Origin of the sequence: Methylobacterium sp. J-092 (genome assembly GCF_022829325.1) — a bacterium.
GTDB lineage: Bacteria > Pseudomonadota > Alphaproteobacteria > Rhizobiales > Beijerinckiaceae > Methylobacterium.
This window is the reverse complement of sequence record NZ_JAKSXU010000167.1, coordinates 22,015-32,756: the sequence shown is the minus strand read 5'-3', so window position 1 is coordinate 32,756 and position 10,742 is coordinate 22,015. Positions and strand designations below refer to the sequence as shown.

The following is a 10,742-nucleotide window of genomic DNA, read 5'->3' as shown; positions in this document are numbered from 1 at the left end:
GACCGACCCGACCACTCCCGACGAAAGAGTTTCCACGATGGCGTTGTCCCCCGATACCACCCGTCCGGCCTACGACCGCGACCTACCGACCACCAGCCTCGCCACCCCGGCCGAGGACATGCGCACGATGGCGCTGCACTCCGTCTCCTGGGGCGCGGTCATCGCTGGCGCGGTGATCGCGCTCGTCGCCCAGGTCATCCTGAACATGGTCGGGCTCGGCATCGGCCTCTCGACGGTCGACCCGGCCGGCAATGGCACGCCCACCGCCGGGTCGCTCTCGTCCGGCGCCGGCATCTGGTTCGTGATCTCCGGCATCCTCGCCGCCACCGCCGGCGGATGGCTCGCCGGGCGCCTCTCGGGCAAGCCCGCCAACACCACCACCGCCTACCACGGGCTGCTCGCCTGGGCGGTCTCGACGCTGGTCGTCGTGTACCTATTGTCCTCGGCCGTCGGCGGCATCGTCAGCGGCGCGTCGAGCGCGGTGTCGAGCACGCTGGGCGGCGCCGGCAACCTGATCGGCGGCTCGGTGAAGACCGCCGCACAGGCCGCAGGCCCCTCTTTGCCCGGCATGGACAACCCGTTCTCGAACATCGAGAGCAAGGTCCGCAACGGCACCGGCAACGATCCGGAGGCCCTGAAGAATGCCGCCGTCAGCGCCATGCGCGCCGCGGTGACCGGTGACGCCACCCAGCAGAAGGACGCCCAGGAGAAGGCGGCACAGGCTTTAGCCAAGGCGCAGAACATCCCGGTCGAGCAGGCCCGGACCCAGGTCGCCGACTACACCAAGCAGTTCAACGATACCGTCGCCAAAACCAAGGAGCAGGCCAAGCAGGCGGCCGATACCGCCGCCCGCGTGGGTTCGCAGAGCGCGCTCTACGGTGCCCTGGCCCTGATCCTCGGTGCGCTGTCGGCCTTCTTCGCCGGTCGCGGAGCCGCCGTCGACCCGGTGCTCACCCGCACCGCCGTCGACGCCACGACGACCCAGCGTCGGGTCTGACGGTTAGCGCCCCCTCCGCCATCGAGCCGGGCCTCCCTGGATCGCAAGGCAAGACGGCGGCGGAGGTCGCCGTCGGCGAGACCGTGACGCTCCCGCTGATCGAGGAGACCGCCCGCATCGACAAGCGGGCGGTGGAGACGGGGCGGGTGCGGGTCTCCACCCGGACCGAGACCACCGAGCAGGTCCTGCGCGAGACCCTGCGCAGCGACATGGTCGGGGTCACTCGGGTGCCGGTCAACCGGACCCTCGCCAAGGGCGAGATGCCCCCGGTGGTTCGCGAGGAGAACGGGGTGACCATCATCCCGGTGCTGGAAGAGATCCTCGTCGTCGAGAAGCGCCTCGTCTTGAAGGAGGAGGTGCACATCCGCCGGACCACGGCGGGTGAGGATGTCGAGATGCCGGTGAGGCTGCGCAGGCAGCACGCCGTGATCGAACGCGTGTCCCCCGAGGGGCACGTCACGGCCCTGTCCCCCACGCCCTCATCGGAGATCGAACCATGACCCAGACCATCACCGCCATGTACGACACCTACCCCGAGGCGACCGCGGCCAAGGCGAAGCTCGTCGCCCTCGGTATCCCCGAGGTCGGAGTCCGGATCCTGTCCGGCGGCGAGGCCGGCACGTCCACCACCTCCATGTCCCAGGACGGCGGCATGTGGGGTTCGCTCAAGGAGTTCTTCATGCCGGAGGACGACCGCCACGTTCACGCCGAGGGTCTGCACCGCGGCGGCACCATGCTGACCGCAACGGTCGAGGACGGATACGCCGAGCAGACCTACGACATCATGGAGGAGCACGGCTCGGTCGATATGGACGAGCGCGAGGCGTCCTGGCGCAAGGATGGCTGGGACGGTCGAGCGACCGGATCCACCGCCGGCACCGCACCGGTAGCCGCCGGCATGATCGGTGAGGGTGCGTTGTCGACCGACCGCGCAGCCACGACCCGCGACACGGACCTGCATGCGGCCGGCGCACCCGAGAGCGTGTCCGCGCGCGGCGCAGCGACCGACGCCGACTACATCCCCGTGGTGGAAGAGCGCCTCAACGTCGGCAAGCGCATGGTGGACAGCGGCCGGGTGCGCGTCCGGTCCTACGCTGTCGAGAAGGCGGTGAGCGAGAACGTTACCCTGCGGGACGAGACGGTGCACGTCGACCGGCGCGTGGTCGACCGGGCCGTCACGCCGGGCGACATGGCCCTGTTCGAGGACAAGGTCATCGAGGCGACCGAGATGCGCGAGCAGGCGGTGGTCTCGAAGGAGGCCCGCGTGGTCGGCGAGGTCGGCATCCGCAAGGAGGCGTCCGACCGCGTCGAGACCGTGACCGACAAGGTGCGCCACACCGAGGTCGAGGTCACCGACGAGCGCGGAACGGTGAGCCGGACCGGCACCGCCGGCACCGCCACCGGGACCGTCCCGCACAAGCCGCTCTAAGCCTCGACCAGGGGGCGGCCGCCGGCCGTCCCCGCCCCGCTTCGACGCATGCACCCGTCATCGGAGGCAACCGACATGGCCCCGTTTCGCATCCTCGGCCTGGCTGCCCTCCTCGCCCTGCCGAACATGACCGCGCAGGCCCGCGATCTCGGCGTCTCCGAGGAGGCTCTGCGGTCTGCCTGCACCGGCGATTACCTCCGGCTCTGCGCCGGCATCGATCCGAACGGCGACCGCGTCGAAGCCTGCTTCCGGGCCAAGATGGCGAAGGTCTCGCCCGGGTGCCGTTCGGCCATCGCCTTGTACCGGGTGCGGGAGACCACGACCGAACGCCGGGCGCAGCAGTCCGAGGATCGCCGCCCCCGATGACGAACCCACGCCCTCAGCCCGGAACGGACCACGCCCTATGACGACAGGAAACGACGGTTCGCTGGTCGCCGTGGCCGACGAGATCGAGACCTCCGGGATCAAACTCCCGGGGGCGACCCCGGAGGGCATCGAAGCCCAGCTGCTTAATGTCGACGCGTCGCGCGGCGTGGTCGCCACCATCATCCACATCAAGCCGGGCGCCGAGATCCCGGCTCACTTCCACAGGAACGGGGCTGAAGCCCACTACGTGCTGGAGGGAGACCTCGTGGACGCGGGTCGCAGCCTCGGGCCCGGAACGTACCTGACGCACGCGGCCGGCGTCGTGCACGGCCCCCATGCTTCGGTCCACGGCTGCAAGGTCCTGACGATCCAGGCAACCGAGGTCGGCTCGCAGGGCTACGACTTCAACCTGGCGGACCCCGACGCCCGGATTGACGGGCCGGACGAGCCTTCCGCGGAAAGTCCGGCGGACCCGATGCCGGAGCGTGAGACGACGCCCCCCGACATGGCCCTGGAGGAGGTCCCGGCCGGCGACCGCCCGGAGACGGAGAACCTCGGACCGACCGACGACAATCCGACCAACCCGACGACCGGCTAGTCCCGGTCACCGTGCGCGGCGGATTGCATCGACGACTGAAGGAGACACGCAATGAGTGACGGCTTTCCCTCCATGACCGCCCTGCTCGGCCTTCTCGCCGTGGCCGGGTTCCAGAACAAGGACAAGATCGCCGAGATGCTCGGCGGCCATGCGGCTTCGGGTTCCGCGTCCACCCCCGGACAAGCGGGCCTCGGGGGACTTCTCGGTAACATCGGCGGTGCGCTTGGCGGCGCCGGCGTTGGCAACGTGCTCGGCGGGGGACTGGGCCAGCTGGTCGATAACTTCCGGCAGAACGGACACGGCGCCGCAGCGGACTCGTGGGTGAACCACGGCCCCAACCATGAGATCGCCCCGCCCCAGCTGCGGCAGGCCATCGGTCCCGACGTCATGGACGCCCTGTCCCGCCAGACCGGCCTTTCGCACGACGAACTGCTGTCCAGGCTCTCGCGGGAGCTTCCGTCGGCTGTCGACCGCTACACCCCCGACGGCAGGCTGCCGGCGCACTGACGCCCAGCCAGCCGTTCCAGCCCCCCTTCACCCTGGACCCGCGGCATCCCGCCGTCCGGTCCCACAACCCAGGAGAAGAACCATGGACGAGAACCGCATCACCGGCGCCGCGAAGGAATTCGGCGGCAAGGTCCAGGGCGCCGTTGGCGACGTGACCGGCGACCGCGAGACCCAGGCAAAGGGCGCCGCCAACGAGGCCAAGGGCAACGTCGAGAACCTGTACGGGCAGGCCAAGGACGCGGTGCGCGACGTGGCCGACCAGGCCGGCGACCTCGCGCAGGGCGCGCTGAAGCAGGGTCGCGACGCCTTCCCCGACGCCGAGCGCGCCTACCGCCAGGGCGCCGACACGGTGACGAGCTACGCCAAGGAGTCCCCCCTGATGATGGCCGCGATGGCCGGCGCGCTCGGCTACCTCCTCGCGATGGTCGTCCACGGCCGCCGCTAGGCCCGGCCCCATCCATACCGTCCCGCAGGTCCGGAGCCACCATGAACGATCCCATCCGACCTGCGGGGCCGCCACCCGCCGCCGATGGCCCAATGCAGGCGGCCAGGTCGCCGGCTGGCTTGGCCGATGCCGTGCGGGACCAGGCCAGCGGCTATGCCGACCGGCGCAAGACCGAGGCGGCCGGCTTCCTATCAGAGCTCGCCCGCGCGCTCCGTTCGGGCGGCGGCGAACTCGACGGACAGGCGCAGGCGAAGCCGTTTGTCCACGCGGTCGCCGACAACCTCGACGCACTCTCGGATCGGGTCGCACGGCGCGGCTGGCACGACCTCTACCGCGATGCCGAGGCGGTCGCGAAGGGCAACCCGCTGGCGACGGCCCTGGTGGTGGGGACGCTGGGATACGGAGCCTTCCACCTCCTCCGGTCCGGCAAAGGCGATGCCCATAAGTCCCGGGTGCCCGAGCCCAAGCAGGCATGGGGCGGGTATCCGTGAGCGCCGTCCCCTCACCCCCGCCGTCCGGCGGGCTCCAGGGCCTCCTAGCCGAGGCGCTTCGGGGTGCCAGCGACGTCGTCCGGGGTGAGATCGCCCTGTTCCGCCAGGAGATGGCCAACAACCTGCGAAGCCTGATCGTCGGCTTGGCGGCGATGACCGGCGCGGCGGTGTTCGCCGTCGTCGGCTTCCTGGTCCTGGTCGACGCCCTTGTGAAGTGGCTCGCCACCGTCGTCGGCTCGGAGGCGCTCTCCGCCCTGATCATCGGGGTCGTCTTCCTCGTCATTGGCATCGTCCTGGCACTGACTGCAAGACGCAGGTTCTCGCTCAACGGGCTCATGCCGACCCGGACGGGCCAACAGCTTCGGCAGGACGCCGCCGTCATCAAGGAGCACGTGGACGCATGACCAGCGACGCCGACGCGCTGGAGCGCGAGATCGAGGCGAGCCGCGGCCGGCTGGACCGGACGCTGGACAAGCTCACGCAACGCCTCACCCCGACCGGCATCGTCGAGGACATGCTCGGCAGCGTCCGCCGCGACGCGACCGGGGCCATCCTCTACGACGGCGCCCTGGAGGCTGTCCGTCGCAATCCGGTGCCGGTCCTCATGATGTGCCTCGGCGCCGTGATGCTGCTCAAGGGCAACCGCACGCTGGGAGCCGCCACGTACCGGGCCGTGCGTGACCCCGACCGGTTCACCTCGCCCACCCCGATTATCGCCCCGACCCCGCCGGCAACCGTCCGGAAGGACTCCCGCTGATGCGCCCGTACGTCGCCGAGTTCGTTGGCACCTTCGTCCTGGTGTTCTGCGGCTGTGGCAGCGCCGTCCTGGCCGCCGACCACATCGGCTACGCCGGTGTCGCCCTGTCCTTCGGCTTCGTCCTGATGGCCATGGTCTACGCGCTCGGGCCGATCTCCGGCTGCCACCTCAACCCGGCGGTGACCCTGGGGCTGACGCTGAGCCGCAAGTTCGACGCCGCCCGCCTGCCCGGGTACATGGCCGCGCAGGTCCTCGGCGGCGGCGTCGCCGCCTACGTCCTCTACGTAATCGCACAAGGGCATCCCGGCTTCGACGTCGCCTCGGGCTTCGCCTCGAACGGCTACGACGGGCGCTCGCCGGGCCACTACAACGCCACTGCCGCGTTCATCGTCGAGTTCGTGATGACGGCGCTCCTCGTCCTCACCATCCTCGGTGCGACCGACCTGAAGGCGCCGGTCGGCTTCGCCGGCCTCGCCATCGGCGTCGTCCTGGTGGTGATCCACCTCGTCTCGATCCCGGTGACCAATACCTCGGTCAATCCGGCCCGGAGCATCGGCCCGGCCTTGTTCGCAGGATGGGACGCGGTGGGGCAGCTCTGGCTGTTCATCGTGGCTCCCCTGCTCGGCGGGGCCGCCGCGGCGGGATTGTACGCGACGATGCGCGCCCTCGATCCGGTGGTGCAGATGCCGGTGCGCCAGGCTGTGCAGGCCCTGCCGGCCGAGCTCGAACAGCGCCTTGAGAAGGCCGGCATCAAGCCGACCGAGTTCTAGCGCCACCTCCGAAGGGACCCGTCGATGACCATCATACGCACGCTGATCTATGCCGGCAGCAACGACGACCGCTGGTTCCTCTGCCACGGCGACGACCCGGGCGACGTGTTCGTCTTCCACGAGCCGAACGGACCGTCCGGGGGCTCGCCGTCCCGGGTCGAGCTCACGGTTTTCCTCGCCTCCGGGAACGGATCGCCCGAGCACCGCGCGCTGCTGACGATGATCGGCTCCCTGGTCGAGGCGGCACATGCAGGCTCGCGCCCGCCCGTCCGCGGTCCTGAGCCTGGTGCTGCAGGTGCCGAGCCGACCCCTGGCGAGGCAGCCTCCTCGATCTGATTCCACGCCCCTCCAAGCTCGCGAGACCGCCATGGCCATCGACTACCGCTCGGAACTGCGCCGACCCCTCCCGTTCAGCCTCGCCGTCGTGGCGGCGGTTCTCCTGGTCTGGCTGATCGTCGCCTCTATCGCGGGCTCGCGGCAGCGGACGATGCGAGACCACCGCATCGGTGACCTGGAAGCCCGGCAGACGGCCCTTCAGGGTGACCTCGACCAGCAGCTGTCGACCGCCGGCACGCTCGCCGCGCTCCAGGCGAAAATCGCCTCGACACAGCAACAGGACCGGGAAGCGACCCAGGCCGGCGAGCAGGCCAAGGCGAAGGCAGCGAGCCTCGCCTCGGAGAGACAGGCGGCGGAGGGTAAGGCCGCCGAGGCGAAATCCGCATCCGAGGCGGAGACCAAGAACTTGGCCGACCTTCAGGCGCAGGTCACCCAGGCCGAGCAGAAGCTCGCGCCGATGAAGGAGGCCACCACCGCAGCCGAGCAGGCCGCGACGGCCCGGACGAAGGAGCTTGCCGACGTCGGGCGCCGCCTGGAGGAGACGCGCCAGCAGGAGGCCAAGCTGCGGGCGGACATCGGCGCGATGTCCCAGGAGGCGACCGCCAAGACCGCCGATCTCGCCAAGGCCGAGGAGAGCCAGCAGAAGGCCCGTGAGGGTTCGGCAGCAGCGCAGAAGGAGCTGGCCGACGCCCGGACCGAAACCGAGAAGGCGACGAAGCAGCGGGGCGAGATGGAACAGGCCATCGCCGACCTGAACGCCAACAGGGACAAGCTGACCGCCGAGATCACCCGGGCCGGCCAGCAACTGCAGCAGGCCAAGGACGGACTGGCTTCGGCCCAGAAGGATCTCGCGACGGCCCAGGCCGAGCGGGACCGTGTCATCTCCGAGCGCGGTCAGGCCGAGCAGGCCATCCAGAAGCTGACCGCCGACCGTGATGGCGCGACCTCGGCCGTTGAAGCGCTAAGGAAGCAACATGCCGACGCCCAGGGGCAGCTCGCGACGCTGACCGAGACGCTGGCCAGCCGCAACAAGGAGATGGCCGCTCTCGAAGACCGGCTCGGGACAACCCGCCAGGAACTCGCGGCGGCCCAGGCCAAGCTCGCGGAAGCCCGGCAGGGGCTCTCGGACCAGCCCCCGGGCATGACTGTGCAACCCGTTCCGTCCCAGTCTCCGGCGCCCACAACCGTACCGAAGGCGGACTGAACCGGTACAACGTCGATACAACTCGACCTACCCGAAGGGCGAAGACTTGCATTTCCTCGGAATCGATTGGGTCGGCGTCAACGCCGAGAACGGGCGGAAACTCGTCCTTTCGCTCATGTCCATCGCGATGGTCGTCGGAGGAGGGATGGGCCTGCGGGCGCTGGTCGGGCTGGTCCTGACCCGCACCGACCATGCCACGCTCCAGACCAAGTTCTGGACACGCCAGGGCATCAGCTTGGTCACGGCGGTGCTGCTCGTCCTTGGCTTGCTCTCAATCTGGTTCAACGACCCTGCTCGCCTGGCAACCGCATTCGGGCTGCTGTCGGCCGGCCTCGCCTTCGCGCTTCAGCAGGTCGTCACCTCACTGGCCGGCTACTTCGTGATCCTGCGCGGCTCGACCTTCACGGTGGGCGACCGCATCACCATGGGCGGCGTACGCGGCGACGTGCTTCGCCTCGGGTTCATCCAGACCACGATCATGGAGATGGGCCAGCCCCCGTCCGTCCAGGGTGCGTCGCCTGCGATGTGGGTGCGGAGCCGCCAGTTCACCGGCCGCATCGTCACCGTGAGCAACGCGCAGATCTTCCCCGAGCCGGTGTTCAACTACACCCGCGACTTCCCGTTCATCTGGGAGGAGATGGCCATTCCCATCACCTACGAGGCCGACCGGCTGAAGGTCGAGGCGATCATGCTTGCCGCCGCGCACCGGCACGCCCTCGATGCCACGGCGATGGCCGCGGAGGCGAAGGCCAGCTTGCACGAACGCTTCGGGGTCGATCCTTTGGACCTCGAACCGCGCGTGTTCTTCCGCATCACCGACAACTGGCTTGAGCTGACGGTCCGCTTCATCCTCGGCACCCACCAGATCCGAGGGGCCAAGGATGCGATGAGCCGCGAGATCCTGGCCGGCCGAGGCGATGCCGGCATCGGCATCGCCTCGGCCACCTACAACATCGTCGGCCTGCCGCCGGTCGAGCTCGCCGGTCGGCGCCGCGGGCGGACTGGTGCCGTCGCCGCCCCGAATGCTGCCGAATGACGCGCCGGGGGCACGCATGATGCAGGTGGCCACAGACCGTCGTCGAGGCGTGACGGGCAACGCGGAGGGCCACCATGAGGATACGGACCGGCTACACCATCGGCTACGACACCTTCGGGCCGACGCCGATCACCTACCAGCTCAACGTCCACCCTTCGCGGGTGCACGACCTGCTGACGCCGGACCTGATGCGGGCCGACCCGCCGGTGCCGATGCGGACGTACATCGACGGCTTCGGCAACACCTGCGTCCGCCTCGTCTCCCCGGGCGGGCGGATGACCGTCTCGGCGGACTTCCTGGTCGCGGATACCGGCGAACCGGATGCCTACGCCCCGGACGCGCGCCAGATCCCGGTACAGGACCTGCCCGACGAGGTGCTCGTCTACCTTTTGGGCTCGCGCTACTGCGACACCGACCGGCTCGCCGGCACCGCCTGGTCGCTGTTCGGCGGCGGCCCCGAGGGCTGGGGCCGGGTGCAGGCCATCGTAACCTGGGCGCACGAGCGCATCCGGTTCGACTACCAGCTCGCAGACGCCACGCGCTCGGCCTTCGACGGGTACAAACAACGGGTCGGCGTCTGCCGAGACTTCGCCCACCTCGCGGTCACCCTGTGCCGGTGCATGAACTTCCCGGCACGCTACTGCATCGGCTACCTCGGTGACATCGGGGTCCCGGTCGATCCGAACCCGATGGACTTCTCGGCCTGGTTCGAGGTCTTCCTGGAGGGTCCCGAGGGGCCGCGCTGGTACACCTTCGACGCCCGTCACGACGCCCGACGGATCGGCCGGATCGTCATCGCCCGAGGTCGCGATGCCACGGACGTCGCCATCTCGACGAGCTTCGGTACGGCCCTGTTGGCGCAGTTCGACGTTCACACCGTCGAGGTCGCCGACGACTTCGCGCTGCCACCCGTGGGTTGACCGCAGGGGCAGCCTCCTCGTGGTCGTGCACTCCGGAAGAGACAGTCCCCATTGCGGACGGCCTTCCCGTCTCCGTGCTATGGAGACCATCGTTCGGAGGAGTGATCCATGGCCGGGATGAACGCATCGCAAGAGGTTGACCCCATCGCGGTCGTCGAGCGATGGCACCTCACCCTGGCAACGCTCGCCGACAACGACAACGAGCGGAAGGGCGTACGCACCACGACCCTGGCCGCAGTCCTAAGCCTTCCCATCGCCTCGACGGCCGTCGTGGCAGCCTGCCTCCGGTTCCTATCCTGACCCGGCCCCGCCGGGCGGAGCTCGGACGAAGGCCGGGAAAGGGCCTGGACCCGTAGGTCCGGGCCGATGCGACGCGGTGGTCAGTCGATGACCTCGACGATGCGGCCGGTACCGCGCTCGACCAGCACGGTGTGGCCGTTGACCACGGTGTAGCGGTGGCCGCGGGCGCCGTACTCCTCCGGGACGTCGTAGTAGCTCACCCCGGCCGACGGCAGCACGGTACCGACCCGGACATCGCCGTCGTACGCGTAGGAGGACCGGTGCTCGCCACGGACGTAGGTGCGGAAGCGCGGGCGATCGTCGACGCCGAGGATGCCGTTGACGGTGCCGGTGGCCGCGCCGATGGCGCCCCCGACGATGGCCCCGATGGGCCCGCCCGCCGCGCGTCCGTCGGCGGCACCTTCCTGCGCGCCGCGCACCAGCCCCTGCGCCTGGGCGAACGCGGGAACGGCCATGGCGAGCGCCGCCGCGGCGAGAATGATCTTGGTCCTCATGAGAATCCCCCTGTCATCGATAGGCTCGGCCGATCCCGGTCGATTCGACCTGGTTCGGTGCCCGGACATCCGTTCCGGTCGAACCGGATAGG

Annotated in this window: 17 protein-coding genes; 16 read left to right on the top strand and 1 reads right to left on the bottom strand. The window is 69.8% G+C overall.

Features of this window, described 5'->3' with window-relative positions; genetic code table 11:
* Positions 1–37 precede the first annotated feature (37 nt).
* The 16 genes from MKK60_RS19985 (at position 38) to MKK60_RS19910 (ending at position 10,156) form a co-directional block, all read left to right on the top strand.
* On the top strand, positions 38–997 hold the full coding sequence (locus MKK60_RS19985) for a PhnA-like protein (protein ID WP_243988320.1): 960 nt from the start codon (positions 38–40) through the stop codon (positions 995–997).
* Positions 998–1,080: 83 nt separating this feature from the next.
* Complete coding sequence (locus MKK60_RS19980) at positions 1,081–1,497, top strand: YsnF/AvaK domain-containing protein (protein ID WP_243988318.1); 417 nt, start codon at positions 1,081–1,083, stop codon at positions 1,495–1,497.
* Positions 1,494–2,426, top strand: a complete 933-nt coding sequence (locus tag MKK60_RS19975) for a YsnF/AvaK domain-containing protein (protein ID WP_243988317.1) — start codon at positions 1,494–1,496, stop codon at positions 2,424–2,426. Before MKK60_RS19980 ends, MKK60_RS19975 begins: the two co-directional genes overlap by 4 nt.
* A gap of 75 nt (positions 2,427–2,501) precedes the next feature.
* Positions 2,502–2,792, top strand: coding sequence for a 3',5'-cyclic-nucleotide phosphodiesterase (locus tag MKK60_RS19970; RefSeq protein WP_243988316.1), 291 nt, complete (start codon positions 2,502–2,504; stop codon positions 2,790–2,792).
* 37 nt (positions 2,793–2,829) lie between these two features.
* Positions 2,830–3,390 (top strand): cupin domain-containing protein, encoded by a 561-nt coding sequence (locus tag MKK60_RS19965; RefSeq protein WP_243988315.1) that lies wholly within the window; start codon positions 2,830–2,832, stop codon positions 3,388–3,390.
* Positions 3,391–3,441: 51 nt separating this feature from the next.
* Positions 3,442–3,897, top strand: a complete 456-nt coding sequence (locus MKK60_RS19960; RefSeq protein WP_243988314.1) for a YidB family protein — start codon at positions 3,442–3,444, stop codon at positions 3,895–3,897.
* Positions 3,898–3,979: 82 nt separating this feature from the next.
* A complete protein-coding gene (locus MKK60_RS19955; protein WP_147728134.1) occupies positions 3,980–4,342 on the top strand; it encodes a CsbD family protein in 363 nt (120 codons plus the stop codon).
* A 119-nt stretch (positions 4,343–4,461) separates the two neighbouring features.
* On the top strand, positions 4,462–4,833 hold the full coding sequence (locus MKK60_RS19950) for a hypothetical protein (RefSeq protein WP_243988313.1): 372 nt from the start codon (positions 4,462–4,464) through the stop codon (positions 4,831–4,833).
* On the top strand, positions 4,830–5,237 hold the full coding sequence (locus MKK60_RS19945) for a phage holin family protein (RefSeq protein ID WP_243988312.1): 408 nt from the start codon (positions 4,830–4,832) through the stop codon (positions 5,235–5,237). Before MKK60_RS19950 ends, MKK60_RS19945 begins: the two co-directional genes overlap by 4 nt.
* Positions 5,234–5,590 carry a DUF3618 domain-containing protein gene (locus tag MKK60_RS19940; RefSeq protein ID WP_243988311.1) on the top strand — a complete coding sequence of 119 codons (357 nt, stop codon included), beginning with the start codon at positions 5,234–5,236 and terminating at the stop codon, positions 5,588–5,590. Before MKK60_RS19945 ends, MKK60_RS19940 begins: the two co-directional genes overlap by 4 nt.
* The gene (gene aqpZ / locus MKK60_RS19935) at positions 5,590–6,360 is read left to right on the top strand and encodes an aquaporin Z (protein WP_243988310.1); all 771 of its coding nucleotides are present in this window, start codon (positions 5,590–5,592) and stop codon (positions 6,358–6,360) included. The genes MKK60_RS19940 and aqpZ overlap by 1 nt, the downstream gene beginning before the upstream one ends.
* 24 nt (positions 6,361–6,384) lie before the next feature.
* Positions 6,385–6,696, top strand: coding sequence for a hypothetical protein (locus MKK60_RS19930; protein ID WP_243988309.1), 312 nt, complete (start codon positions 6,385–6,387; stop codon positions 6,694–6,696).
* 31 nt (positions 6,697–6,727) lie between these two features.
* Positions 6,728–7,900 (top strand): chromosome partitioning protein ParA, encoded by a 1,173-nt coding sequence (locus tag MKK60_RS19925; protein ID WP_243988308.1) that lies wholly within the window; start codon positions 6,728–6,730, stop codon positions 7,898–7,900.
* Between the two features lie 46 nt (positions 7,901–7,946).
* Entirely contained in the window at positions 7,947–8,936 is a 990-nt protein-coding gene (locus tag MKK60_RS19920; RefSeq protein ID WP_243988307.1) for a mechanosensitive ion channel family protein, read from the top strand.
* Between the two features lie 74 nt (positions 8,937–9,010).
* Positions 9,011–9,856: a transglutaminase-like domain-containing protein gene (locus MKK60_RS19915; protein WP_243988306.1), complete on the top strand. Its 846-nt coding sequence runs from the start codon at positions 9,011–9,013 to the stop codon at positions 9,854–9,856.
* Positions 9,857–9,964: 108 nt separating this feature from the next.
* The gene (locus MKK60_RS19910; RefSeq protein ID WP_243988305.1) at positions 9,965–10,156 is read left to right on the top strand and encodes a hypothetical protein; all 192 of its coding nucleotides are present in this window, start codon (positions 9,965–9,967) and stop codon (positions 10,154–10,156) included.
* 80 nt (positions 10,157–10,236) lie between these two features.
* On the opposite strand, the gene MKK60_RS19905 is transcribed toward MKK60_RS19910, so the two are convergent.
* On the bottom strand, positions 10,237–10,650 hold the full coding sequence (locus MKK60_RS19905; RefSeq protein ID WP_243988304.1) for a DUF1236 domain-containing protein: 414 nt from the start codon (positions 10,648–10,650) through the stop codon (positions 10,237–10,239).
* Between the last annotated feature and the right edge of the window lie 92 nt (positions 10,651–10,742).

What these genes read in the sequence shown, in the direction of transcription:
- MKK60_RS19985 (WP_243988320.1), top strand. Translation starts at nt 38, where the DNA reads ATGGCGTTGTCCCCCGATACCACCCGTCCGGCCTACGACCGCGACCTA.
- MKK60_RS19975 (WP_243988317.1), top strand. Translation starts at nt 1,494, where the DNA reads ATGACCCAGACCATCACCGCCATGTACGACACCTACCCCGAGGCGACC.
- MKK60_RS19970 (WP_243988316.1), top strand. Translation starts at nt 2,502, where the DNA reads ATGGCCCCGTTTCGCATCCTCGGCCTGGCTGCCCTCCTCGCCCTGCCG.
- MKK60_RS19965 (WP_243988315.1), top strand. Translation starts at nt 2,830, where the DNA reads ATGACGACAGGAAACGACGGTTCGCTGGTCGCCGTGGCCGACGAGATC.
- MKK60_RS19960 (WP_243988314.1), top strand. Translation starts at nt 3,442, where the DNA reads ATGAGTGACGGCTTTCCCTCCATGACCGCCCTGCTCGGCCTTCTCGCC.
- MKK60_RS19955 (WP_147728134.1), top strand. Translation starts at nt 3,980, where the DNA reads ATGGACGAGAACCGCATCACCGGCGCCGCGAAGGAATTCGGCGGCAAG.
- MKK60_RS19940 (WP_243988311.1), top strand. Translation starts at nt 5,234, where the DNA reads ATGACCAGCGACGCCGACGCGCTGGAGCGCGAGATCGAGGCGAGCCGC.
- aqpZ (WP_243988310.1), top strand. Translation starts at nt 5,590, where the DNA reads ATGCGCCCGTACGTCGCCGAGTTCGTTGGCACCTTCGTCCTGGTGTTC.
- MKK60_RS19930 (WP_243988309.1), top strand. Translation starts at nt 6,385, where the DNA reads ATGACCATCATACGCACGCTGATCTATGCCGGCAGCAACGACGACCGC.
- MKK60_RS19925 (WP_243988308.1), top strand. Translation starts at nt 6,728, where the DNA reads ATGGCCATCGACTACCGCTCGGAACTGCGCCGACCCCTCCCGTTCAGC.
- MKK60_RS19915 (WP_243988306.1), top strand. Translation starts at nt 9,011, where the DNA reads ATGAGGATACGGACCGGCTACACCATCGGCTACGACACCTTCGGGCCG.
- MKK60_RS19910 (WP_243988305.1), top strand. Translation starts at nt 9,965, where the DNA reads ATGGCCGGGATGAACGCATCGCAAGAGGTTGACCCCATCGCGGTCGTC.
- MKK60_RS19905 (WP_243988304.1), bottom strand. Translation starts at nt 10,650, where the DNA reads ATGAGGACCAAGATCATTCTCGCCGCGGCGGCGCTCGCCATGGCCGTT.